This is a genomic window from Schaalia canis, assembly GCF_003858455.1.
Classification (GTDB): domain Bacteria; phylum Actinomycetota; class Actinomycetes; order Actinomycetales; family Actinomycetaceae; genus Pauljensenia; species Pauljensenia canis.
In genome coordinates this window covers 94,509-120,596 of sequence record NZ_RQZF01000003.1, presented here as the reverse complement: position 1 = coordinate 120,596, position 26,088 = coordinate 94,509, and the positions used below count along the sequence as shown (strand labels likewise).

The following is a 26,088-nucleotide window of genomic DNA, read 5'->3' as shown; positions in this document are numbered from 1 at the left end:
AGAATATTCATGACGAAAGTGCGACAATAAAAAACAGAGTCGTCCACTGAGAGATACATTGAACAAGGGGGGATCGTCGGTGAAACTCCGATCATTTGCAGGGGTTGCAGCGGTAGTGACGCTTGCCTTTTCAGGGCTGGTAGCGTTGAGCCCTGCTGGCACAGCTATTGGCACCCGCGACGGAAAAACTGCTGATACCGCAGCTGCCTCTTGTTGGGAGATTAAGCAACAGAACCCGGCCGCCGACAGTGGTACCTACTGGATCGTGACCCCCTCAATGCCTGAACCCATGCAGGTCTTTTGTGACCAACAAATGGACGGCGGCGGTTGGGCCCTCGTTGGGCGCGGTCGTGAAGGATGGGATCTGTATCCTCAGGGCAAGGGCGACCAATCGGCACTCACCAACCGTGATCGCAGCCCCAGAGCTTTCGACACGGTCCAGATGCCAGGCGAGAAGATCGACGGTTTGCTTAACCGGGCGCCGGTGAACTCCCTGAACGAAGGTTTCCGCGTTCTACGCGCCTCGGACCCGTCTGGCCGCGGTTTCCGCTCAGTCGATATTCGCCCCGGTCACATGCTTGGTTGGCGTTGGGCATTCGGTTCAGCGGATAATCTCTCCTATCGTTTCGACGGTGGACAGTGGTATTTCGGGGGTACCTTCGTCCAGCGCTTCGGTATGGATTCGGCCTACCGAAGCCTCGATATGAGCCAGGGATCAAATAGCTCATACCTGGTCGGCTACGCCTACGGCCCTCATGTGCGCGGTGGATCAACATCACCGTCGAACTACTGGTGGGCCAATAACTCTCGCGTTCTGCCTTACTCTGAGGTTTATATTCGTCCTCGTATTATCTCCACTGACTCAGGATTCACTCGTATTCCTGACGAGGGCACCCCTGCTGTAGTCCGTCCCTTCGTTGCCTCTGACATGGCAACCCCCACTCGCTGGGGCGTGGTCGGCAACCTCAATGGAAAAACCCGCGAAGGAAACTCCCCCGTTCAGGCCTTCGTGAAAATCGGCAATACCATGTACGTGGGTGGTAACTTCACTGGCGTTCAGGCCGGCCGTAACGGCGCATTCCAGTCGCGTACCGCACTCGCTGCCTTTAACGCCACCACAGGGGAGTGGATCTCTGATTTCGGTGCCACCTTCAATGATCAGGTGAAGGCCCTTGTGGCCATGCCTGACGGCAATCTCCTTGTTGGTGGAGATTTCACCACCGTTAATGGACAACGCCACTCTGGCACTGTTCTTCTTGACAGCCGCACCGGTAACCCGATCTCCACCTGGGACCTGCAGATTGATAACCGACTGCGTCGAGGTGTCGTGAGCGTTCGCTCCATCGTTCGTTCAGGAGACCACATTTACTTCGGCGGTACCTTCACCCACCTCAATGGCAGGGGAGTGAAGAACGTGTACGCGCGAGCAGCCGGTCGAGCAGACCTTACCGGCCGTCCTGACCGCTCGTGGAACCCCGAGTTCAACGGCGGCGTCATGGATCTTGACGCTTCCAGCAGCGAAGGCCGAGTTTACGCAGCGGGCTTCTTCTCCCGCTCCGCAAACCGATACGATGTCAACAAAGCCGCTGTAATCTCAGATAAAGCAGGGGCAGAGATCATCCCCTTCGCTTTCCGAGGAAGCTACGGGCGTAACGACTTCCAGCAAGCGGTCGCTCATACAGGCACACTGGTCTTCTTCGGAGGTTCCCAGCACAGCATCTACGGCTACGTACCCGAGACAATGCAGCGTGTCTCTTCCTCGATTACCCACCACTCTGGCGGTGACTTCCAGGCCTTCGCCACGGACGGACAGGTGATCTACGGCGGATGCCACTGCTTTGGTTGGTCCTACGAGGACGCCATCGAATGGCCGGGCTTGGGCCCCTCGTGGACGCAGGCCCACAAGGTTCAGGGTGTCGGCGCATGGAGTGCAACGGATGGCTCCCAGATTCCATGGGTTCCCTTCCGCCTGTCTAGCAAGAATGCTGGCGCGTGGAGCCTCTACGTGGCTGATGACGGTGCACTGTGGGTTGGCGGCGACTTCACCGGTTCCCATACCTCCATGGATCGTCACCAATGGAACGGTGGTTTCGTGCGTTACCCAGCAGGAGACACCACTCCTCCGAGCACTCCGCAATCGTTGCGGGCAAGCAGCTACGACAAGGACACTGTCACTCTTCAATGGGGACGCTCGCAAGGCGCAGCGCGCTATCAGATCCTGCGTGATGACCGTCCGATTGCGTCCACCACAGACACCACCGTGGTCGTGCCACGTGCCGGAGATGACCGCTACTTCGTTCGCGCCATTGACGAGGTCGGTAATATCAGTGCCTCCAGCGCGGTCTATGCCGCACCTCAGGTGAATGAAGAATCACCAGAGTTGCCCAAGCCGGAAGTCCTCATCGAAGAAGCGGCAGAGTGGAAGTACTACAACCTTCCCCAGGCTCCCGATGCGAAGTGGCGTGACACCGACTTCGATGACTCCACCTGGGTTCAAGGCAAAGCTCCTCTGGGTTACGGCTCACCTGGCCTGGGAACCACCCTCAACTCCGGTCAGGGCGCGCAACGCCCCATCACAACCTACTTCCGCCGTGAGTTCACAGTGGAAGACCCCACGACCATTGCAGCACTGGTTTTGACCTACGTTGCAGATGACGGTGCAGTGGTCTACCTCAACGGTCAAGAAGTTTCGCGTGAGCGGCTTTCTGAGGGGCGTGTTGACCACAACACCCGCGCAAATCGATCCATTGGAGCAACCGCAGCGCTCAATGATCCTAAGGAAGTTCGACTGACACCTGAACTTCTCCAGGAAGGAAAGAATGTTGTTTCGGTTGAAACTCACCTGAACTACCGCTCAAGCCGCACTCTTACCTTCCAAGCGCGCCTCATGAGTGAACCTCTGGCAGCGCGCCCCGCTATCTTGGAGCCTGCCGGTGATGAGGAGGCTCTTGATGCGGAACAGGATCAAGAGGCCGCAGTAGATCACGAGGCATCACCCGTTAAGCTGATTGAACCCGGCTCAACCTGGCGCTACCTTTTCTCTCCTGCCGCTCCTGTCGACAACTGGGAGACTGATGCAGACCTGTCGCAATGGCAGACTGCTAAGACGCCAATTGGTTGGGGATCACAGGCAATCGCTACGCAGCTTAATCCAGCCGCTCATGCTGTGCCTGTGCACCTCCTTGCCGCTCGGGATATTACCCTGGGTGAATTGACTGAGAACACTCGCCTGGTCATGAATATTCAGGCTGACGATGCGGTTGTTGTCCGTGTCAATGGTATTGAGGTAGCACGCCACGGTCTGCCTGAGGGTGACATTACCGTGATGACCCCGGCCATCACAGGTAAATCCTCAGCCGACGCTCAAGGGAAGCCCCTCGTCGTGGAAGTTCCTGTCTACCTTCCAGGTGAGGAAAACCCTGTGCTTCGGCAGGGAATGAACCGTGTAACGCTTGAGATTCACCGCGCAATCCCCGATGATGGAGACATGTTATTTGAAACTGTCGTCGAGGTTCGCCAATGACCTCTCTTCCTCCGAACGGGGGAGTAGATCCGGAGCGCCTAGCTGAAGATGAGCAAATGCATCGGCATTTCGCTCAGGAAATCGTCAACGCAGGTGGCGGGATCACAACGTGGCTGAATCATTGGTCTCTCATGCATGCCAACTGGCCAGCGCTACGCGCAATGGATCGGATAGGTTTTGACGGGACCTTCCTTCAGCTTGCGTTGTACCGCGCGGGCCATCATGTGCATCGCACCTCCGCTGACCTTGTACTTCCGCACGTTCTGCATCACCTTTTGCCTGAAGGTTCTCGAATCGTTGCTATAGGTGCAGCTCCGGGAGTTGCTCAGCAGGCCAGTCTGCGCATGGGGCCTCACGATATTCGCTCCTTTGACGGCTACAAAGAGCTACGTCAGGTTCGCAATAACCCCAGCGTTGTCGTTGACTTCCAACCGCACCTCATCCTCGTTGGATTAGGGGCAGGGCTACAGGAAGAGGTTGCCGTAGAGCTTCACGCAGCATGTCCTGATGCCATTGTCTGCACCACGGGCGGGTGGCTCGACCAGCTTGCGCGCTCTGAGCATTATTTCCCGCGCTGGGTGCATAAACTCCGCCTTGGCTGGGCTTGGAGAATACTTCACGAACCACGACGCGTTCTACGCCGTTACACCTTTGACGCACTCACATTCACGCGTAAGTCGCGCTCTCTCATTGCCAAGGTTGAGTCTCTAGGCGTGTGGGATGACTACGCTATCCGCCCTGACAAGCCTGCGAGGGAGAGTTTCTAGTAAGCGCCGTCTCTGCCGAGCACAACCTTCACAGTTCGCATGAGGATCCATAGATCCATGCGGAGTGAGCGATGCTCAATGTAGTGCAGGTCCAGTCGCACTGATTCTCTCCACGATAGATCCGAGCGTCCTGAAACCTGCCAAAGGCCCGTTATGCCAGGGCGCACAGTAAACTTACGCATCACCCTGGGAGAGTAGCGTTCGACTTCGCTGTAGAGCGGAGGGCGAGGGCCGACCAGGCTCATGTGTCCGAGCCAGACGTTGAAGAGCTGCGGTAACTCGTCCATGCTGGTACGGCGTAGGAAACGACCAATGCGGGTGATGCGTGGATCCTCTTCGAGCTTGAAAAGGACGCCGGTGTCGGGATCGTCGCTGTCTGCGCCAGTTACGGCTCCCTCAGGGATTGAGACCTGTTTTTGTAGCTGTGGGAGGAGGGCTTCAGCGTTTGTTACCATCGTGCGGAATTTGATCATCTTAAAGGGGCGCCCATACTTCCCGACGCGGGTCTGCAAGAAGAACGCAGGGCCACGGTCAGAGACGCGAATCCAGATAATCAGGACGATCCATAGAGGTAGCAGCAGCGCAATCAGCAATGAAGAAGCGAGGATGTCGAAGCTGCGACGTAAAACCGACTCTAGGGGTGAGTCAGTATTGGCATTGGTTTCTAGAAGCACAAGGCCGGGCGCAGAGCGTGTGATCATCGTCTGGGCTGACAGTGAGGACGGCTCGGCGAGGAAATTGAGATGGCGGCCGGTTTGTTCAAGGAGCCAGCGCAGATTCTGAAGGTCCGTGAGATTAGTCAAAGAGGTTGATGAGACTGTCAGCGAATCAGCCGCGCAGTCATCCATAGCCTGAGTGATCTCATCAAAGCTTGCGGTGAGATTAGTGAGGGGGCGCGGAAGCCAGTCATCCCACGACATCGTGCCGACGATGTCAAGTCCAAGGTGATGAGAATAGCGTGCAATGTGCTGGCGTAGTGGAGCGGATTCTGACTTAGGAGCAAGGAGCATGGTCCGCTCGAAGTAACGCTGAGAATACTGGAAGGTTCCTGCCCAGAGCTCACGTTCAATGAGCAATGCCGGGATGATCAGACTCGCTCCCAAGGGGGGAAAGACGGGAATGAAATCAGGAAGGAGCCAATGTGCAAGGCAGAAGAGGCCGACTGCAGTGATGCCGGTGGTGATGACCTTCGCAGGTGAGGTTGACAGCGCTACGGGATGCGGGCGAGCGTACATTCCCCCAAGGCTCAAGGCCGTTAGCCATAGCGCAGTGCCAAGAAGAACGGTAAGGAAGGCATTGGAGCTGAGGGCTTGGGCGAGGAGTTCGAAGGGGTAGGAGAAGGCGTTGCCGTTCTCAACCGGTGTGAACGAGGGTTCTGTAGGAAGCGTGGCGTAGACCAGGCAAACGGCAATGGTGATTGTATCGAGGACGACAATCAGAGTACGACGAAGTCGCGGGCGCTTCAGCAGGCGCGCAATGCGTAAAGCCTGTGGAGAACGCTCAACGGGGGCGTCACTCAATGCCACGGATCTCCTTAAAGAACTGATTAATGCGATTTTATTGGATGATTATCTCGTCAGTGTTCAGTTTAGTCATCCGATTTCAAATTCGGGGCCGCTTCGAAAATCAACCAGGGGGTAGAAAATCCGTGTCGCCTGCGTATATATAAAAAACACATCATCTCACAAGTGAATACTTTCATGCTGAAGGACTTGAGATTGCGCTACCCTAAGAAGGTCGTGACTGGCGATTTAGGTGGGGGACCACCGGGGAGCGAAGGAATGGGTTTGTGGCCGCCCGCCTGGGCCATGAACTCGACCGGGAAACCGGTAGACAATGACATCAGGAGCCACACATGAGCGATGCCCTTAACGACATGACCCTCGCGGAACTCGATCCAGAAATTCAAGCCGTACTCGACGCTGAGCTTGGTCGCCAGCGCGATACCCTCGAGATGATTGCCTCGGAGAACTTCGTTCCGCGCGCTGTCCTTGAAGCACAAGGTTCGGTGCTGACCAACAAGTACGCCGAAGGTTACCCTGGCCGCCGCTACTACGGTGGCTGTGAGCATGTCGATGTAGCAGAAAACCTCGCCATTGAGCGCGCGAAGCAGGTTTTTGGTGGCGACTATGTGAACGTCCAACCCCATGCTGGAGCCCAAGCTAATGCCGCTGCCCTGATGGCAATGGCCAATATTGGTGACACCATCTTGGGCCTCTCTCTTGCCCACGGCGGCCACCTCACCCACGGTATGCGCATCAACTTCTCCGGCAAAAACTACAACGCCGTGGCCTATGAAGTTGACCGCGAGACCATGCGTATCGAACCCGAGGCAGTACGCGAAGCGGCCCTGCGCGAACGCCCCAAGGTCATCATTGCCGGCTGGTCTGCCTACCCCCGACACCTTGATTTCGCTGCCTTCCGAGAAATTGCCGACGAAGTAGGCGCAGCCCTTTGGGTAGACATGGCACACTTTGCTGGCCTGGTAGCTGCCGGTCTTCACCCCAACCCTCTGCCTCACGCAGACGTTGTCACCACCACCGTCCATAAGACTTTAGGTGGGCCGCGCTCGGGCATGATTCTGTCAGCGCGCGGTGAGCAATGGGGGAAGAAACTGAACTCGGCCGTTTTCCCCGGCCAGCAAGGTGGCCCTCTCATGCACGCCATTGCGGCGAAGGCTATTGCAATGAAGGTCGCCCAAACCGACGACTTCAAGGACCGTCAGCGTCGTACCCTTGAGGGCGCACAACTCCTCGCTGAACGTCTCGGAGCGGACGATGCGAAGAAGGCCGGGATCACTCTGGTCACCGGAGGGACCGACGTTCACCTTGTCCTTGTTGATCTGGTGAACTCTGAACTCAACGGTCAACAGGCCGAGGACCTCCTCCATGAAGTGGGGATCACCGTTAACCGCAACGCTGTCCCCTTCGATCCGCGTCCGCCGGCAGTGACTTCCGGCCTGCGTATTGGAACGCCCGCGCTCGCCTCGCGAGGCTTTGACGCTGCTGATTTCGCGGAGGTCGCTGACATTATCGGCACCGCACTCGTCCAGGGAGCATCAGGTAATAACGTCGACATTGATGGCCTGCGCGCGCGCGTGAAGGCGCTCACGGACGCACACCCCCTCTACGCGGGGCTCCAGTGAAAGCCCCCTGGCAAGGACCGGCCCGCGTTCTTGACGGCGCAGCGACGGCTGCCACCATTAAGAACGAGCTGCGGGAGCGCACTGCTGCTCTGCGGGCTCAAGGCGTGATTCCTGGCCTGGGCACAGTGCTTGTTGGTGAAGATCCCGGCTCGATTGCTTACGTCGCCGGTAAACACCGGGACTGCGCCGAGGTTGGAATTGAATCGATCCGCGTCGACCTACCAGCCGACGCAACCCAAGCCGACATTGAAGCAGCCATCGATCGACTTAACGCCGACCCTGCCTGCACCGGATACATTGTCCAGCTTCCCCTGCCTCAAGGTATCGACACCAATGCTGTCCTTGAACGCATCGATCCGGCGAAGGACGCTGATGGCCTCCATCCCATGAATCTGGGACGCCTTGTACTGCGTGGGTCGGGACCGATTGACACTCCGCTGCCGTGCACACCCCGCGCAGTCATTGAGCTCATGGAACGCCACGGTATTGATCTCAACGGTAAGGAAGTGTGTGTGGTTGGTCGAGGGGTCACCGTGGGGCGCTCGATTGGTCTATTGCTGACTCGTCGTGGCGTCAATGCGACTGTCACCCTATGCCATACAGGTACGCGCGATCTGGCAGCAAAGGTTCGACAAGCCGATGTTGTCGTTGCTGCCGCTGGTAGCGCCGGCCTCATTACCCCGCAGATGTGTGCCCCAGGTGCCATTGTTTGTGATGTGGGTGTTAGCCGAGTCCTTGGAGAGGATGGCAAAGCGCGCCTGCAGGGTGATGTCGCTGATGGAGTTGACGAGGTTGCCTCGTGGCTGTCGCCAAATCCTGGTGGCGTCGGGCCGATGACGCGAGCGCTGCTCGTGACAAACGTCGTTGAGGCCGCTGAAAGGAGCCTCGAAAAGTAGCGAAGGCTGAATGAACGGCAGCTGGGGGTGGAGGGCTCCCGGCTGCCGTTCGCTGTTGTGAAGTCGGCAACCATTCAGACAAATTAAAATACTTAGTAATCGCTTGTAGGACTCTGTCTCAACTCTCTCGAGGCTCTTCTCGAACCCGCCATCATCGGCACATTCTCGCCATTTTGATCGCTGCCCCCACCAAAGGAGCAATGCATTACTTTCCAAGAGGGTATATAAATAGCTGAGAAATTGCTGAGCCATTTGTCTTTCATGGCCTGCTAAAACCGCCTAGGCTAGTTCCTGGGTATGCATATATTAAAAGTGCTTGGAGATAGTGAGTTGATTGTCAAAGTGCGAGGAAGGAGGCGGGTGGTATGAGGAAAAATCGCCTCATCCAGAAAATGACGAGCTTGACGACCGTGATCGGTGTCACCAGTGTCGTCTTTGCTGCCCTCCTTAACCCCGGACAGTACACAGCCGAAGTGAACCTCCACGATGGCGGCGTGTGGGTGACCAACAGCAGTCTCAACCTCGTCGGGCACCTGAACTACCGCGCCCGCACTCTTGACTCCGCTATGCGCACCAGCAGCAGCGAGTTCGACGTCGTCCAAAATGGCGAGAGCGTTCACCTTGTCGATGCCGAAAACGACACCTTCGCACCCATTGACGTTGCCACCTCTTCCATTGTTCACCCGGTGTCCTTCCCTGACCTCAATGTCAATGCTGGAGGCCGTACCGTCGCTCTCAGTGATAGAGGCACTGGACGGGTGTGGACCCAATCGCTCACTTCCGCTACCGAGTTTTCACCCGATGACGTCACTCCCGTTATCGATAACGTTCCCAACGCCGTTACCCTCGTTGGCGCTGACGGTGCTGTCCACGCAGTCTCTCCCCAGACCAAGAAGCTCGTCTCCGTACCAGCAGGGCGTGACTCAAGCAGCGCCATCGTGCGAGAACTTCCTCAGCTTGGAGAGAAAGCCAACCTTGCGCTCACCGCAGTCGGTTCCACGCCGGTTGTTTTCGATCACGCGCGTTCGACCCTTTACCTCCCCAACGGCGAGCAGCGCGTTTTGGAGCCATCCACCTATGCGCTGCAAGAACCCGGCCCTGAATCTGACAGCGTGATCCTCGCTGACACGACTCGTCTCCTGAGCGTCCCTCTTGCAGGCGGAGAGATCACCTTCTCACACAAACACGAATCTCCCGGCAACCCCGTAAGGCCCGTTGTGCACCAAGGTTGCGCCTACGGTGCATGGACAGGAGCTGGAAGCTTCAGCCGCGACTGTCTTAAAGACGAAGCCGACTCACACAGTCTCGTCGATTCCCTTAGTGGCGTCCAAGAAGCGCGCTTCCGCACGAACCGCGATGTCATTGTCCTCAATGACATCAAGTCCGGTTCACTGTGGCTTCCTGACCACAACATGATCCTCATTCAAGATTGGGACCAGGTGCACTCCCAGGTCGAGAACGAAGAAGAGTCCGAGGAAGACTCTGTTGATACCACGAAGGAGACTATCCTTCCCGAACGTGCCGAGGAAAACACTGTTCCCATCGCTGAGAATGATGAGTTCGGTGTTCGTCCGGGTCGCACCAACATCTTGCCGGTGATTCTTAACGACTCGGATCCGGATGGAGATTTCCTCACCGCATCACCGGTCACCCAGCCTGAAGGGGCAGAAGTCTCTATCGCCCGATACGGTGCAGCGCTTCAAGTCAAACTTAACGACGGAGTCACCGGAACCCTCAGCTTCGACTACGAAGTTAATGATGGACGTGGTGGAGTTGCCCGCGCGACCGTCAAACTCATCGTTCGTGAGAATAGTGAGAACCACGCACCAGTCCAGATGGTCGTTCCCTCCGTTGACCTCGGCACTGCGAGTACGGCTACCTTCAACGCGCTGGCGAATTGGTACGACCCTGACGGAGACCCTTTCTACCTTGAGTCTGCGGTAGCCCCTCAAGGAATTAGCGTTCGACAGCGCGAAACCGGGACTATCGATATGACCGAAGCAGGTCATGGTCCCGGTAAAGCCGTCGTCGAGCTTTCCGTCTCTGACGGACGCGACGTTGGTAAGGGTGAAATTACCCTGAATGTCAGCGGCGAAAACAACGTTCCCCCTGTCGCAAACGTGGACCATCTGGTCGTTCGCCAGGGAGAGACGGCAATCGCCCGAGTGCTCGACAATGACACGGACGCCAATGGTGACCCCCTACGTATTGTTCAAGTTTCGTCACCTCCCTTCGGCATTAGCCTCGACTGGGATGGCAACGAAGGTACTCTCACCATCGGAGGAGAGCGCCTCGGTACGTACTACCTCACCTATATCGTGAGTGATGGGCCTTCAACCGCAACAGGAATCGTACGTGTTGATGTTATTGACGGCTCATCTGATCTGCGTATCTCCGCTGAGGATGATTTCGGTGTCTTACCCACCGGCGGCTATGTACTCGTTGATCTTCTTGCGAATGACTCAGATCCTGCGGGCGGTATCCTCGCAGTCCAAAAAATCGATCTTCCAGCAACATCGCCGCTGTCAGTTGCACTACTCAATCATCACGTTGTGCGCATCTCAGCCCCGCACAGTCTTGACGGCCCCCAGACCTTTGACTATACGGTATCCAATGGCACTTCCTTTGCAGTTGCAACGGTCACTGTCATCCCCCGCCCGGCAGACGAAGCTCCCGAAGGACCTCAGGCCGCACCCGACCACCTCGTCGTCCGCGTTGGTGACGTTGGAAGCGTTGCCGTTCTGGATAATGATCGATCGCCTGCGGGACTCAAACTGAGCGTTGTGCCCGTCCTCGACCACAATGTGCCGCCCGAGATGGCCACCGTTTTCCTTTCTGACAATGTCGTGCGAGTGCGTGGTGGCAACACCCCTGGTGCAGCAGATATCCACTACACCGTGGTCGATAGTTTCGGTCAGTTCCACACCTCGGTTGTTCACCTTATCGTCCGAGACACTGACGAGGGCGACAACACCGCACCCAAGCCTCGGGACATCATCGTGCGTGCGCTTGCCGGATCAACGACAAGCATCAAGATTCCTCTTGATGGTATCGACCCCGAAGGCGATTCCGTTACCATCGAAGGCCTCGCAAGTTCACCACGCTTAGGGACAGCACGCCTTGAAGGTACGACCATTCACTACGAGGCCAGCCCCGATGCTATTGGAACCGACACCTTCAGTTACAGCGTGCGTGACCGACTTGGTTTAGCGGCAGTTGGGCGCATCCGCGTGGGTATCGTCCAGCGCTCCCCCCTGAACCAGAACCCTGTTGCTCTGCCAGATCTTGTACGAGTCCGGCCGGGAGCGAAGGTCGCGGTCGATGTTTTAGGAAATGACACAGATCCTGACGGAGACACCGTCCGTCTCGTTGATGGTTCGGTGAGTAGTCCAACAGCAGACCTCATCAACCCGAAGATCCATTCGGGCAGGATTGTCCTTAAAGCCCCGCAGCAAGAATCCCGACATACCGTGCTCTATGGCATCGCTGATGGAGTGGGGGGCAAGGCAGAGGGAGTACTGACTCTCCTAGTCACGCCCGACGCGCCTCTACTCGTGCCCATCGCGCGAGACGATACTGTCACCATTGAGCAGGTGCAGGCAGCCGAAGGTAGCACCGTCACCATTCCAGTCCTCTTGAACGATGAGGATCCCGATGGGCTCATTGACGACGTTGAACTGGCCAGCAATGACAGGAATCTCAGAGTCAACTCTGACCGGACTGTGACTGTGACGGTGACCGATAAGGAACAGCTCCTCATCTACAGCATCACCGACGCTGACAAGCTGACTGCCTCTGCCGTAGTCCGTGTACCTGGACTCACCTATGAACGTCCTACCCTTGACACTCGCCCCCGAACCCTGGAAGTCAAGGCTGGAGAGACTATTGACATCTCCATCAATGACTACGTGGTGACCCGAGAAGGGCGAAGTGTACGTCTGACCTCTGAAGACAAGGTTCGTGCAGGTATCGGTGCCAATGGTGAGCGCCTCGTGAAGTCGCCCACTACGCTGACATTCACCTCTCTACCTGACTTCGCTGGAATGACCTCCATCTCGTTTGAAGTCACTGATGGCATTGATATCAATGACTCCGAGGGTGCAACAGCATTCATCACCCTGCCAATCCGCGTCATTGGAAAACAGAACCGTCCACCGACAATTCGCCCTGTGCCCCTGCGTGTTGGCGCAGGTGAAGACCCCATAACAGTTGATCTCGCGCCAACGGTTTCTGACCCCGATGGCGAGAGCCCCACTACCTTCACCTACAACCTGGCAGACATTCCGACCGGAATCAATGCTCAGCTTTCAGGTAGTACCCTGACCCTGAGCACCGGTATCGAACAGCGAAAAGGTCCTATCGGAACCCTTACCGTCACTGTCACCGACGGACAAGGAGCATCGGCAAGTGGCCAGTTCCCCATTACGGTTCTGGCAACAAGCTTGCCCCCGATTCAAATCTCACCTGCACAGATTGTCCTTGAAGGCGATGCAAGCGAGCAGATCGACATTGCCGAATATGCCGTTAATCCAATGCCAGAAAAGGGCCCCCTTAGCCTCATCGGACAGCCGCAGGCAAGCGAAGGTGGCGTAGCCACGGCGAGCGGGACGCGCATTACTGTTAAAGCTGCTCCCAATTACTTTGGAAAGTTTGTTGTCACCTACCGCGTTGGAGACGCCACCAAGGATCCCTCTCGCGAGGCTACGGGCACGATCTCTGTTTCAGTTCAAAGCGTTCCTGAAGCACCAAGGAACCTGCGTGCCGAAGCAGCCGCATCAAATGCCGTGCGTCTCACCTGGGAGACAGGAGACACACGAGGCTTGCCGATCACTCACTTCGTCGTCACCGACCACACCCAGGGTGACACCATCGACTGTGGAGTCGTCACTACCTGCGTCCTTCAGAATCGACGCCCAGGTCAAGAACACGTTTTCTCGGTCGTTGCACACAATAAGGTCGGTCCTTCCGATCCGTCTGCGCAGGTCAGCATCAAACTTGATGTCGTGCCAGAAGCTCCCGCTCAGCCGTCTGTGAAAGCAGGAGATCGCGAAGTAACGGTGACGTGGTCGCCGCCACGCAACGAAGGATCTGCCATCCAGTCCTACGAGGTGACGCTTTCGCCGCACGGTAGCCAGACTATTCAAGTTAGCCCCGGACACGGCCCTCAAACAGCGGTGTTCAGCGGATTGACGAATGGCATTGAGTACGTTGCCACAGTCACAGCCACCAACGCGCAGGGCACATCCGTTGCTTCGCCTGCCAGCGTGAAGGCAACTCCCTACGGGCGTCCGAGTCCGGTTGAGGGATTGGAAGCGACCTATGCCAATCTTGGCGCAGCGGCGCCAAGTGATAAGCCGGTAATCTCTGTGAGCTGGCGTCCCTCGTCTAACAACGGTCGCGCCGTTGAGTACTACACTGTCCGTTCTGGCGATATCGTCAAGACCGTCGACGCCCCGGCAGTGTCGACCACAATCGAATTGCCGGGCTTCCCAACACAGCAAGTCTCCTTCACAGTCACGGCGACGAATAACCGATCAAAACCCGACGAATCGACGTCAACAGCCGCATCGGTATCGATCTGGGTGTACGGTCGCCCTGCTCCGCCCAAGATTTTGTCCCTTGCTCCAACGGGAAGAGACAATGAGCTACGACTGAGCTGGGAGAGAAGCCCCGGCGGTGCCGGCTGGAAACCGGATGAGTTGAACTATGAATGGAATAACGGGCAAAACTGGCTCCCCTACACGGAGGATGTTCTTAAAAGCCATTCGTGGACAAACGGAACAGCTCAGACGGTCTCCCTGCGAGCTGTCGGCACGAGAAATGGGCAAGCGGTAGCTTCGGAAACCGTAACGTCCAATTCAGCGACACCCTACGGCCCTCCTCAAGCTCCTAACATCAGCTGTAGGGGTGGCGACAAGCATGTCTACTGTAAGTGGCAGGGCGGAAACGAGAACGGACGCTCAGGAACCTACCGTTTGCTCGGTCATGCCACGCGAGAAGTAGCCGCACAAGGCGAGCAGAACTTCCCAGTTGAACCCTCAACTCCTGTGCGCCTGTGCATTGAGTTCACGCAGAGAGACTCGGTGAACCAAGCTGTACACAACTGTGCATCGGCAACCTCGGATGCTCCGCCACCGCCTCCGCCGCCAGAACCAGAGCCTGAGCCTGAACCGCCTGGTCCGACACCGGATCCCCCGGGTGGTGGCAATCCTCCCGGCGGTGAAAATCCCCCGGGTGGGGCTAATCCGCCTGGTGACGGGAATTTGGCCTTCAACCTCAGCGTGCGCTGGCCCTACGCAAGGCTTACCTACAGCGGAGATAACCTTCCGTCAGGTCAGTACAAGATTTACTGCTGGAATGCCGCATCCGAGGACCAGGCCAACTGGGGTGAATCGTTCCACAATCCTGGTAACTTCCTTGGGATGGCTCCCCATCCGCGATTCCCCAGCCATCCGCTACTGGTTCAATTTTCCGGATTAGGAGGCTTCAACTTCTACTGCCCAGGTAACCCGTATCAATACCAGGCGCCCAACGAGAATTTCTCCGTCCAGCTCTACTCCATCGACGGCCAACCGCATATCTGGGTCCACTAACGTGCAGTGGTCTTCCCAGATAGAGAGAAAGTAAGGTCCATGACAACAACAGTGGAAAAAGCACAGTGGTTTGCTGACTCCTTCACCCGTATCACCAAGAACGTCTCCCAGGCGGTTCTGGGTAAGGAAGAAGTTATTCGGCTGGCCTTGACCTGTATGTTCGCAGAGGGGCACCTGCTGCTTGAAGATGCCCCTGGCACGGGTAAGACTGCTCTTGCGCGGGCCATTGCTGCCACCGTTCAAGGCACGCATGCTCGTATCCAGTTCACCCCTGACCTGTTGCCCTCAGACATTACGGGCGTGACCATCTACGACCAAAGAAGCGGGGCTTGGAATTTCCATAAGGGCCCGATCTTTGCGTCGATCGTGCTGGCCGATGAGATTAACCGTGCCTCGCCGAAGACCCAGTCGGCTTTGCTGGAGGTGATGGAAGAGTCCCGGGTGACTGTTGATGGTGTGCGTCATGAGACGGGTCGGCCCTTCATGGTGATCGCTACCCAGAACCCGGTGGAGCAGGCGGGTACCTATAAGTTGCCTGAAGCTCAGCTTGACCGTTTCCTCATGAAAACCGAACTGGGATACCCCGATCACGATGCAGGCGTATCCATCATTCTCGGCTCTGCTGCACCCGATCGATCTACCCGCTTGAAGCCAGTCGTCTCAACGCAAGCCGTTTCAGAAATGGCTGATTTGGCCGCCGGAAACCATGTCGACCCCGCTATTGCCAGCTATGTGCAAAGCCTGTGCGAAGTAACCCGCATGGATCCCACAGTCCGTATTGGTGTGTCCACTCGTGGTGCGATTGGCATGATGCGTGCGGCTCGCGTGTGGGCAATGGCCCAGGGGCGCAACTACGTTACTCCCGACGATGTTCAAAGCCTCGCCCAACGAGTATGGGCACACCGTCTGGTCCTTGATCCCGACGCCGAATTTGGCGGTGCCACTCGTGAAGCTGTGATTGCGGCGGCCTTGAAGGCCGTCGACGCACCCACTGCAAGGGGCTAATAGTGACGCGTTCGAGTCTTGCTCGCCATCGTCGTGATGATCTCTCCTTCCGTGCTCGCATGCGCCTGAAGGCGCAGGCACAGAAGGATAGACTGGCGCGCGCATGGTCTGCCGCAGGGCAGTCTTTCGAACGCATCCCTGTCGTTGGCCGACTGCGACCCATTGGTGTGGCGATTACACGTCTGGGATGGGCAGTCTGGTGGTCCGCGCTTTTGAGCCTCAGTATCGGACTGTACCTGTCGTGGACCGAGGCCATCGCCACGGGTGTCCTCTCCCTCATGATCTTCCTCTTGGGCGTCCTTTCTTCCGTTGGTCGCGGAGGTCAACAAGTCGAGGTCTCCCTGGAACGGCAACGCGTCGTTGCAGGAGAACACGCCCTTGGAGAGGTCACCGTCATTAACCCCACTAATCGTGCGTTTGGTACGACCCGCATTGACCTGAGAGTCGGAGAGGCGATCGCCTCCTTCACTGCCCCCCGCCTTGCTGCAGGTGAAGAGCATCGTGAAGCTTTCGCTATCTCCACCTATCGTCGCGGTGTCGTCACTGTCGGACCCGCTCGCTGTGTACGAGGTGACGCCCTCGGCTTGCTTCTACACGCCAAGGCCTCATCAGAAGTGCTTGACCTTTTTGTCCACCCACGAACTGTGCGCATATCCTCGTCCGCTGTTGGTTTCATCCGAGACGTCGAAGGAGCAACCACTCAGGATCTGTCCTCAACGGATGTCTCCTTCCACGCCTTGCGTGACTACGCGCCCGGCGATGACCGGCGCAACATTCACTGGAAGACAACGGCGCGTACCAACACACTGATGGTCCGTCAGTTCGAAGAAACCCGCCGTGCGCACCTACTTATTGTCTTTGACCTTGATGAGGAAGCCTGGGAAGACGACTACGAATTTGAATTAGGAGTCTCCGCAGTGGCCTCCCTCGTGCGTGTCACCATGGGAGACTCGAAAGAAACCTCCATCGTCACCCAAGGCGGCCGCCTCAAAACACCGACCGCCGTCCACGCCCTAGACGCGCTTGCCGGTATTGAACGGCTCAGTGTGGCTGAACGCCTTGTGAGTTTCACCCACCGTGCGCTTACTGAAGTTCCGCAAGCCTCAGTCGTCATTATTGTGACAGGATCGCGCACATCGATCTCCGACTTGCATTCGGCCCTGGTGAAGCTCCCCGTATCCCTCTTGATAGCAGCGTTGCGGATCACCCCCAACACTGAGCTGGAATCTCGAACGATCGCGGGTGTCCCCGTTTTAGGACTACCCGATCTTGATGCGCTCGAAACCGCAATGAGGAAGGTAGCAGGATGAACACAGTCCCAACCTTCTACCTGACAACATCGGGAACTGACAAGAAACAACATCGTCGATACCTTGTCATAGACCTGGCGTTAGTCCTTGTCCTTCTTCTCATTGCCGGAGTAACGCACGGGGATGTATTCGGGGACAGCTCCGGGTATATTGCGGCATCAGGCGGTGTCGGAGTTGGCTTCCTATGCGCCCTGATCGCTGCCCGCGCTCAATTCGGTCCCGCCATGAGCACCCTGGTTCTCATCGCTGGATACCTTGCTGCGGGGCCATATATCGCTCTACCTGACACTCTTACGCGAGGCGTTTTCCCCACACTCGCTTCCATCCGCGCGCTGGTCACTGGTTCGGTCACAGCCTGGAAAGACCTCCTGACCATCCAGCCACCGGCTGAAGCATTCTCCGGCATGACGGTCGTCCCTTACCTGTCGGGACTCGTAGCTGCCTTTGTTAGCGTCACGATCGTGGTGCGCACCCAGAAACGTTCATGGGCGATACTGCCCATCGTTGTTTTTGCCACCATTGGGATTCTGTGGGGCTCACAGCGCGCGAGTTACGCCCTCGCTATAGGTATTGTGGGCAGCATTATTGCCTGGGTGTGGACGGTTGAAATCAGCAACCGTCGCCGTCACGCGGACGATCACAGTTCCGTCACCTTCGTGAACAACGCCAACCAGTCCGCCCACTTGCAGCGCACCCGCGGCGCGGTGGTCGTGATCCTCGCTGCCGTGACGGCCGCCCTAGTCGTTCCACTACTGCCTACGGACCACAGGCTGGTGCTTCGAGACTACGTTGATCCGCCGCTGGACCTGCACGAATACCATTCTCCTTTGGCGTTCTTCCGGGCGTGGAATACCCAGGAGGCCGATACCGCGCTTTTCACCGTTGAAGGCCTCGGGAAGGATGAGCGCATTCGCATAGCCACCCTCGACTTCTACGATGGCACGATCTTTAAAACGAGCGGTGAGGAAGGTGCAAAGAGTTTCCGTCATGTGGGCCGCGACTTCACTGATGTTGCACTGCCAGAGGGAAGCGAAACGCGAACCCTGACCTTCGCCCTTGCCAACTACGAGGGAAATTGGCTGCCCACCGGAGGCCAGGTGCGCTCGCTTGAGTACACGGCCGGAGACATTGACTCGCTCGCGTCAGCACTGTTCTACTCTGAAGAACTGGCCACGGCCTTGAGCGTCCGCCCTCTTGGTGATGGTGTCGCCTACCGTTCAGTAAGCGTTCTACCCAAGCCATGGGCCGATGCCAAACTGCAAGACAAGCCCTTTGAGAAGGTTCCTCTTCCTGACGACCTCTATGTCCCCGAAAGCGTTCATGACACAGCGCAACTACTGACTGAAGGAAAGAACGCCGGAATTGAGCAGGTACGCGCTCTGCAACAGCGCCTGCATGACGATGGCTTCTATTCCGATGGACTGTCAGGAAACTCACTCCCAGGACATCGTTCTGATCGGCTTGCAGCCTTCCTCGAAGCACCGCAGATGGTGGGTGACGACGACCAATACGCGCCAGCTATGGCGTTAATGTTGCGCTCCTTGGGTATTCCTTCTCGAGTGGTGATGGGTTTTTATCCTGAGACCTACACCGACGGCCCCATCCCTATAACGGGTAAAGACACCCACGTGTGGGTTGAGGTTCCTTTCCGCGGCGCTGGATGGGTGCCTTTCGATCCGACCCCTCCCAAGGATCAAGTGCCGCAAACAGAAGTGCCCAAGCCCAAGCCAAATCCCCGTCCCCTGGTCATTCAGCCTCCAGAGCCGCCTGAGGAACCTGCTGAGGTTCCCCCGGAGTCCGTCGAAGATCCGGAGGATGACGACGAACCCGAAGACAACGGATGGGGAGAACTTCTGCTTCTCATCGTCAAGATTGGTGCGGGCATCTCGATAGTGCTGCTACCCTTCATCGTCATTGTGCTTATCAAGAGCGTTATGAGGCTTGTGCGTCGCCGTCGCAAGAGGGAAGACCTACGTGCCGCTGCCGCTTGGGATGAAGTGGTGGACCGAGTCACCGACCTTGGTATCGAAGTCTCAATGGGGGTTTCCCGCCCTCGTCAGGCTCAGTGGATTGAGCGTCAGCTTACTGCTGAAGCTCACGATGAGACGACGAAGGATCCTGAGCTGACTTTCGTTGCCTATGACGCGCAGCGCTCTGAGTTGGAAACACTCGCAGACGAACTTGATCGCGCTGTATTCAGTGCGCCCCGAGTGAGTAGCAACCAGTGTGATGACATGTGGGCACGCAGCATCGAAGTTATTAAATCTTTGCGTAAGCGCGCATCCTGGCGTCAACGCCTCGGAGGAACCTTCTCAACAAAAGCCTTGCGTATGCGTGCAGGACGTCGGCGCAACCGCAGACGGCGAGAGAAAAAATTGATTGCTCAACTCAAAGCCGCACACAAACGCGGCGGGAATGGTAGTGTCTCTGCCGTCACCACATCCCGCAGGAGGAACCACAATGGCTGAAATGAAGGTCCAAGGCCGCATTCCCGTCGTGGTCCCCGAGCACCTGGATGGAGCAGTCGCAGCAGGCAACAGCCCCCGAGTGAAAGCAAAGCTCGTTGACATCCTTGTGTACGTTGTCGGCTTCGTCATCATCTTCGGTATTCCGAGAATCCTGCTGACTGTTCACCCGGGCATTGCCTCGATGCCCGACCAGGGATGGAACGCGGTACTTGTCGTCTTTTGGCCGATCTTCGGTATCATCCTCGTTGGCGCATACGCCTTCACGAGCCTGTACTGGGTGAGCCGTGAGGGACAAACACCCGGAATGAAGATTGCTTCGATCCGTTGGATCCGTCTTGATGATGGTACTCGCGGTGGAAGTAGCTCCATCCGAAAGTTCGCCTTTGAACTCGTCAGTGGTCTTCTCAGCGCAGGTCTTTTCCCCCTCGTCGTGTGGCTGACCTCTCAGGGGGAGGTCAATCGGACATGGTTTGACCGCGTCTGCGGAACCCTCACCATCCATCTTGGAGAGGGGACTGACCCGTCAGCGACCTTGGGACGCAATGCGGCGCACAGGCGTCGCCGCTACGATCGCTCTCAAGGAAGCCCGACAGATCAAAGCAACGATCGCCGCTACGCCCTGAGTGCCCGCCCTCATGAGGTCGTCGCCCAGGACGTCAGCGTCATTGGTGACGTGCCGGCAATTGGCGCACCCGCTGAAGAGATGGGGACAGATCCAGCGCCGGTGACATCCATCCCCATTGAAATGTCCCGAGACTATGACGACATTCGTCATTCTCTCGAGCAGGCTCAAAAGATCGTTGAGGATCGGGATGTGTCCTCCCTGCTCAGTAGCGCAATGCCTTCGGAGGTAGACGCGCCCGCACAGGTAAATAACGATTCGTCCTCGTTTGAGCCTGTTGTTCCCACCTTCGCCCCCTCTGCTCCTGAGGAGGAGAAGAGCACGCCAGCCTCCTTCGAGGTTGAACTTGAACCTGATATTGACCTGACGACGGTACGCGGCGTGCCTTTGATGGCCGCAGTTGCCGCACAAGAGGGCGATGAAGGGTTTGGAGTTCTCGAAAGGACTCTTGGTTTCCGTCCGGTAGGTTCGATCCGTCTTGTTTTTGACGATGGAACCAGTATTGATCTCGTGGGTGAAGCCATCATCGGCCGTGACCCCGTACTTCCAGAAGAGGAAACGCATGTGCGTCGCCTCTCTGTTATGGATCCCAGTCGCTCAGTGTCAAAGACTCATTTGAAGGTCGCCGTTCAAGGCGATGCTGTGATGGTGGAAGACCTCCACTCAACCAACGGCACACGCATTGCGCCTCCAACAGGAGAATCGCGTGCGCTCACACCGGGAACACCTGAACTAGCTGAAGCAGGATCCTCTGTCATATTCGGCCGCCGCACCTTTGTGATTGGCGGGTAGAACTCATCCGCGAAGCTGCGGACAATACAGACCACTATCGGGCTCACACGCCCACCAACCCTAGGAAGGTAGACATGAAGAACTGGAAATGGACCATCGGCTCGGCGCCGGCGGCAATTGCGCCCGGTGGCGTTGTTGTCCTCGAAAATGGCTACGAACAGCTCGCCCACCGTTTGTGGGAGATGCTGAACTCCGATGCTGGACTGGGCCGCATCCTGCAAGAGATCACCGCAGCCTCTAACGCAGACCTTGAGTCGCTGCCCAGCTTCGTCGTGATGATTCACAATGGGGATTCGGAACACATTGCTGTCCGCGGTAGCTTCGACATTGACCTGCACATGGGAGGACACTCGCAGACGATCTCGGGCGCCTCGCTGATTACCTGGTCCGAACAGCGCGACATTCGTGCTGAAGGCTGGCGCATTCGTTCCACCCTTGCTGCCATTGACCCGGTAGCAACCGAGTGGGCAGCAAGCAGCGGCGTGCTTCCTGTGCACACGCTGAGCTTCGGCACCGAGAGCTCCGGCTCTTCAGATAAGGAGGGAGACACAGCGGAGTTATCCGCTGATATTCTCCCTGATATTTCCAACAACGCCGCCGATGCGCCGCACATCGTTTCGGAAGAACACGATGCAGAGCCTGTTGATCTCATCGGTGACACCGACCCGATCACTCCCGTTGACGGACTCCCGTCAGGTGAACTGCTTGACGTGACGCCAACGGAAGACCGTAGGGAGGAAGCTGCTCTCCCAGAGCCTGAAGCCCTGGAGACACCACCAGAGCCTGAGCCTCTTCCTGCCGTCGAAACGCCTGTTGAGGAAGCCGCCCCTACGGAGGACGCCTCTGTCGGGGAAGAGGTCGTACCCTCGCTTGAGGTTGACGCCACTAATGAAGAGCAGTCTCATGCGCCGCCTCCCGTTGCCGAGGTGATCGACCACGTCGCTATTTTTGACGAGGAACCCGCCGTCGTTGAGTCCGCTGAAGCCGTTGAGATCGTTGACGCGACAGGCGACCACGCCGACGAAGCACGCGTTGAGGGTGAAGAAGTCCCCGAAATGATCACGGGAGCCGACGTTTCAGCCACGACAGAAGACGCTGTTCATGAGGAGTCTGCCTTCGGCGCGACACCGACGAATATTTCAGAGGAGTACCCAGCAGAGTTCACCTCCGGGAAGTTCTTCATCGATTCGGTTCCGCAGGAGTTCATTCCTGCTGATACCCAGTCCTCGCCCGAGGACAATGGTGATTTCGGGGATCATGCAGGTGACACCGTCATGGTTACGGGAGCAACCGTGAGCGATCCTCACAGCACTGACGAGGTTCCTCAGATCCTCGCCATCCTCTGTGAAGACGGGCATCCGAACCCCACCCACGTCAAACAATGTCGCGTCTGCGAAAAGCCGATGAGCCGCAATCTGGTGCGCGTACCGCGCCCCCCGCTTGGCTCGTTGATCTTCTCGACAGGTGAAGTGGTTTCACTGGATCGTGATGTGGTGGTCGGACGCCGCCCCTCAGCCAAACACCAAGAGGGACGTCTTGAACCACGTCTGGTGACCCTGCCAAGCCCCAACCGCGAAATCTCACGCAACCACTGTGAGATCCGCGTTGATGGGTGGGACATCCGCATCCGTGACCTGGGATCCAACAACGGCACCTTCCTCACCCGCGAGGGCCAAGAACCTCTGCGTGTGGGCGAGGCATTCCCAGTGATCCTCCGTAATGGTGACACTATTGACTTAGGAGAATCCATCACCATTCGATTGGAGTACTGATGGCTCGACGCCGTCTGGACCCGCCGCCACTACCCAATGCTGCCTACATGAGCCACTTGGGTAGTGGCGGCTTCGCTGACGTATTCCTTTACAAACAGGACATTCCTCAGCGCAACATCGCTGTCAAGGTTCTTCGACACGAGGCAACGTCGGAACAAAATGTTGCCTTTGAAGCCGAAGCGAACCTTATGGCAAGCATGTCCGCGCACCCATCGATCCTGTCTGTCTATGGAGCAGGAGTCAGCTCAGACGGTCGCCCCTACCTCATGATGGAGTACTGCCCGCCACCCAACCTCGGGCAGCGTGCCAGGAAACGTCCTCTGCCCGTTCCACGAGTGCTGGACATGGGCATCAGAATTGCCGGCGCAGTGGAAACCCTCCACCGGGCAAATATCCTCCACCGAGACATCAAACCCTCCAATATCCTCATCACTCAATTCGGGCACCCCGTCCTCACCGACTTTGGTGTTGCCGTGGCAACGGATCAAACGAAACGCCTCGGCGGGGGAGGGTTCTCCATTCCTTGGGCATCGCCCGAACAACAAAACGGCGTTGGTCCTTTCAGCCCCGCTATGGACGTGTACTCGCTGTCAGCGACGATCTACACGATGCTCACGGGACGCTCTCCCTTTGAAATTCCCGGCGGAGACAACAGCGAGGTTGCACTGCTTTCACGAGTGCTCCGCTCGCCGGTTCCCAGCATTGGCCGACAGGACGTTCCCGAGGAACTTGAACGCGTCCTCTCTATTGGGATGTCTAAGGATCCTAGCCATCGCTACCCTTCAGCGATGGATCTGGCGATCGCCCTCCAGCATGTCCAAGCGGATATGCACCAACGTCCCACACATTTCGACGTCCTTGAAACTGAATCGGTCCTGTCGGTCACTATCGACGACGAGGACCGTACTCGGGCACGCCCTCTGCTCGCTATTGACCTGCGCCAAAAGGCAGCCGAACGTCACGACCCGACCCCAACACCCGAGGCGGCAACCTCGCCAGCAACGCCACCTGCAGCGCCTCCACCGCTGGCGGAACCGCACGAGGAGAAACCTCAAGCGGGTGTTTACGACGTCCCACAGGCCCCGCCGGCTAGCACGCAGAAGCCGACCAGTGGGACCTCTCCCGCACCTGTCGAGACGACAAGCGATAGACGACACTACGCCTCCCCGCCCGCCATCCCTCACCTTGGCGCACAGGTCGAGGAAGTCACCAGTGCCTCACGGTCAGGTGAGGACACGAGCCAGATCTGGAGCACCCAAACGGGCACCCTGCCCGACGAAAGCCTCGTCTTCAGCACGCGCGGGAACGTGGAACCCCGCAAACTCTCCTATCTTTCACGAGGCCTCGTCGGTGCCTTGCTTATTGCTTTGAGCGCACTTGCTGGCTGGGGTATCTGGGCGACGATCCAAGGAACTCTCACGCCCTCGGGCCCTACCGACCAAGAGCCCTCCTTTGAACTGCCTGTGGAAGAAACGGCGACGCCTGTGACGGGGCTTCGCGGTGAAGTCACTGACACAGGCGTGCGCTTTACGTGGGACCGTCAAGATGGTGAAGTGATCTATCTCTTCCGCGTGAGTGACCCCCTTGAAGAGCATCAGGTGCGGCGCACACGAAGCCCTGAAGCGACCGTGGATCCGGTAAAGGGACGAACCTGTCTGGAAGTTGTCGTGGTGCCTGCAAAGGGTGCTGGAAAGAACTCCGCTCCCGTTGTTGGATGTGTTGAGACGCCCTAGATTGGCTCGACGCGGAGTGCCACATCAGAAGCGCGGCTACACCTGTGCCGCAACATCGTTGTACGGTTGAGCAAGGCGTTTGCTTGCGAACGCCCACGCGACTCCGGAAAGGACCTTGCCCATGATCGTCTCTGATCTTGCACCCCTCACCCAAGTTATTGTGCACCGCCCCGGCAAGGAAATGCTTCGACTGACACCGTCAAATAAGGACGAATTACTCTTTGATGACCTCCTGTGGCTTGAGCGCGCCCAAGAAGAACACGACGCCTTTGCAAAGGCCCTCGGTAGCCGCGGCGCTGAGGTTCTCTACTTCGAGGAGCTGCTCGCCCAAGCGCTCCACTCGCCCCAGGCGCGCGAACAAGCCCTGACAGAAGTTGTCACAAGCGAGGCTTTTGGGTGCGCCGCCCTTGACGCGATCCGCTCCTATGCCGAAAGCCTCAGCCCTGAAGACCTTGCTGAACTCCTCATCGCAGGCATCACGAAGCGTGAATTGCTTGACCGCGTGTCGGTACCGGCCTCGACAGTCATTGGCGCCATGAACGCTGACGACTTCATCCTCACCCCCTTACCTAACCACCTGTTCACCCGTGATACTTCCGCGTGGATTCACGATGGGGTATTCATTGGCTCAATGTGCAAGCGCGCCCGCCTGCGTGAATCAGTGAATGCGCGCATCATCTACTCTCACCACCCGCGTTTTTCCGACACCCTGCAGTGGGATGACGGCAGGGCAGGCACCGCCACCGTCGAAGGCGGCGACATTATGGTTCTTGGTAACGACACCGTGATCGTCGGCATGGGGGAACGCACCAACGCACAGGGCGTTGAACGCCTCGCGCTTAAGCTTTTCGAGGGCGGCACCATCGCCCAAGTAATCGCCATGGAAATGCCCAAGGCACGCGCCCTCATGCACTTTGACACCGCCATGACCATGGCTGATGAAGGAACCTTCGTCAAGTACGCGGGCCTGGGCATGCTCCGCTCGCACACAATTCGCCCCGGCATGACGCCAGGAACAGTGTCTGTCACCGACAACCCTGGGGAGGACATGCATCAGGTCATCGCCGGCGCACTGGGCATTGATTCCATCCGTGTTCTTCACCCTCCGATGGATACTCTTGCAGCAGAACGAGAGCAGTGGAACGACGGCTCGAACCTGCTTGCTATTGCCCCCGGCGTGGTAATCGCCTACGAACGCAATACTGTCACCAATGACTACCTGGAAAGTCAGGGGCTGACCGTTGTTCCCGTACCCGGCAATGAGCTTGGTCGAGGCAGAGGCGGCCCGCGCTGCATGAGTTGTCCGATCGCTCGGGCCTCGGACAACAACTAACTTCCGGCTGCCTGCCGCTCAAGACCGCCACGCTGGGAAGGCGGCCTCGCCCTCGACACTATGGGAACGCGATACGATACCAGCGAAATGCCTCGCTGGCACCCCAGCATCCCCTCGACTTCTGGGAAA

The 26,088-nt window shown here is 57.6% G+C and carries 13 protein-coding genes and 1 riboswitch; of the genes, 12 read left to right on the top strand and 1 reads right to left on the bottom strand.

What is annotated here, in order from left to right; translation table 11 throughout:
- The first annotated feature begins 79 nt into the window (after positions 1 to 79).
- Both EII11_RS04535 and EII11_RS04530 read left to right on the top strand, forming a co-directional pair.
- Positions 80 to 3,523, top strand: coding sequence for a fibrinogen-like YCDxxxxGGGW domain-containing protein (locus tag EII11_RS04535; RefSeq protein ID WP_124869247.1), 3,444 nt, complete (start codon positions 80 to 82; stop codon positions 3,521 to 3,523).
- Positions 3,520 to 4,290 carry a WecB/TagA/CpsF family glycosyltransferase gene (locus EII11_RS04530; protein ID WP_124869244.1) on the top strand — a complete coding sequence of 257 codons (771 nt, stop codon included), beginning with the start codon at positions 3,520 to 3,522 and terminating at the stop codon, positions 4,288 to 4,290. The genes EII11_RS04535 and EII11_RS04530 overlap by 4 nt, the downstream gene beginning before the upstream one ends.
- On the opposite strand, the gene EII11_RS04525 is transcribed toward EII11_RS04530, so the two are convergent.
- Positions 4,287 to 5,816 (bottom strand): sugar transferase, encoded by a 1,530-nt coding sequence (locus tag EII11_RS04525; RefSeq protein ID WP_165867063.1) that lies wholly within the window; start codon positions 5,814 to 5,816, stop codon positions 4,287 to 4,289. The two genes, EII11_RS04530 and EII11_RS04525, sit on opposite strands and share 4 nt — an antisense overlap.
- A gap of 203 nt (positions 5,817 to 6,019) precedes the next feature.
- Positions 6,020 to 6,104, top strand: a riboswitch (ZMP/ZTP riboswitch).
- 41 nt (positions 6,105 to 6,145) lie between these two features.
- Here EII11_RS04525 and glyA point away from each other — a divergent pair.
- The 10 genes from glyA to EII11_RS04475 all read left to right on the top strand — a co-directional run bounded on the left by glyA (position 6,146) and on the right by EII11_RS04475 (position 25,959).
- Entirely contained in the window at positions 6,146 to 7,435 is a 1,290-nt protein-coding gene (gene glyA, locus EII11_RS04520; protein WP_124869238.1) for a serine hydroxymethyltransferase, read from the top strand.
- Positions 7,432 to 8,331, top strand: a complete 900-nt coding sequence (locus tag EII11_RS04515; RefSeq protein WP_124869234.1) for a bifunctional methylenetetrahydrofolate dehydrogenase/methenyltetrahydrofolate cyclohydrolase — start codon at positions 7,432 to 7,434, stop codon at positions 8,329 to 8,331. The genes glyA and EII11_RS04515 overlap by 4 nt, the downstream gene beginning before the upstream one ends.
- A gap of 365 nt (positions 8,332 to 8,696) precedes the next feature.
- Positions 8,697 to 14,924 (top strand): Ig-like domain-containing protein, encoded by a 6,228-nt coding sequence (locus EII11_RS04510; RefSeq protein WP_124869231.1) that lies wholly within the window; start codon positions 8,697 to 8,699, stop codon positions 14,922 to 14,924.
- A 39-nt stretch (positions 14,925 to 14,963) separates the two neighbouring features.
- Positions 14,964 to 15,929, top strand: a complete 966-nt coding sequence (locus EII11_RS04505) for an AAA family ATPase (RefSeq protein WP_124869228.1) — start codon at positions 14,964 to 14,966, stop codon at positions 15,927 to 15,929.
- Between the two features lie 2 nt (positions 15,930 to 15,931).
- Positions 15,932 to 17,239, top strand: a complete 1,308-nt coding sequence (locus tag EII11_RS04500) for a DUF58 domain-containing protein (RefSeq protein WP_124869225.1) — start codon at positions 15,932 to 15,934, stop codon at positions 17,237 to 17,239.
- The gene (locus EII11_RS04495) at positions 17,236 to 19,707 is read left to right on the top strand and encodes a transglutaminase TgpA family protein (protein WP_124869222.1); all 2,472 of its coding nucleotides are present in this window, start codon (positions 17,236 to 17,238) and stop codon (positions 19,705 to 19,707) included. The genes EII11_RS04500 and EII11_RS04495 overlap by 4 nt, the downstream gene beginning before the upstream one ends.
- Positions 19,700 to 21,121, top strand: a complete 1,422-nt coding sequence (locus tag EII11_RS04490) for an RDD family protein (protein WP_165867062.1) — start codon at positions 19,700 to 19,702, stop codon at positions 21,119 to 21,121. Before EII11_RS04495 ends, EII11_RS04490 begins: the two co-directional genes overlap by 8 nt.
- Positions 21,122 to 21,195: 74 nt before the next feature.
- A complete protein-coding gene (locus EII11_RS04485) occupies positions 21,196 to 22,893 on the top strand; it encodes an FHA domain-containing protein (RefSeq protein WP_124869216.1) in 1,698 nt (565 codons plus the stop codon).
- Positions 22,893 to 24,626, top strand: coding sequence for a serine/threonine-protein kinase (locus EII11_RS04480; protein ID WP_124869214.1), 1,734 nt, complete (start codon positions 22,893 to 22,895; stop codon positions 24,624 to 24,626). Before EII11_RS04485 ends, EII11_RS04480 begins: the two co-directional genes overlap by 1 nt.
- A 121-nt stretch (positions 24,627 to 24,747) precedes the next feature.
- Positions 24,748 to 25,959: an arginine deiminase gene (locus EII11_RS04475; RefSeq protein ID WP_124869211.1), complete on the top strand. Its 1,212-nt coding sequence runs from the start codon at positions 24,748 to 24,750 to the stop codon at positions 25,957 to 25,959.
- Positions 25,960 to 26,088 lie beyond the last annotated feature (129 nt).

Bases quoted from the DNA above. Each gene is read 5' to 3' on its own strand.
- EII11_RS04530 (WP_124869244.1), top strand. From the start codon at position 3,520: ATGACCTCTCTTCCTCCGAACGGGGGAGTAGATCCGGAGCGCCTAGCT.
- glyA (WP_124869238.1), top strand. From the start codon at position 6,146: ATGAGCGATGCCCTTAACGACATGACCCTCGCGGAACTCGATCCAGAA.
- EII11_RS04510 (WP_124869231.1), top strand. From the start codon at position 8,697: ATGAGGAAAAATCGCCTCATCCAGAAAATGACGAGCTTGACGACCGTG.
- EII11_RS04505 (WP_124869228.1), top strand. From the start codon at position 14,964: ATGACAACAACAGTGGAAAAAGCACAGTGGTTTGCTGACTCCTTCACC.
- EII11_RS04495 (WP_124869222.1), top strand. From the start codon at position 17,236: ATGAACACAGTCCCAACCTTCTACCTGACAACATCGGGAACTGACAAG.
- EII11_RS04490 (WP_165867062.1), top strand. From the start codon at position 19,700: ATGGCTGAAATGAAGGTCCAAGGCCGCATTCCCGTCGTGGTCCCCGAG.
- EII11_RS04485 (WP_124869216.1), top strand. From the start codon at position 21,196: ATGAAGAACTGGAAATGGACCATCGGCTCGGCGCCGGCGGCAATTGCG.
- EII11_RS04480 (WP_124869214.1), top strand. From the start codon at position 22,893: ATGGCTCGACGCCGTCTGGACCCGCCGCCACTACCCAATGCTGCCTAC.
- EII11_RS04475 (WP_124869211.1), top strand. From the start codon at position 24,748: ATGATCGTCTCTGATCTTGCACCCCTCACCCAAGTTATTGTGCACCGC.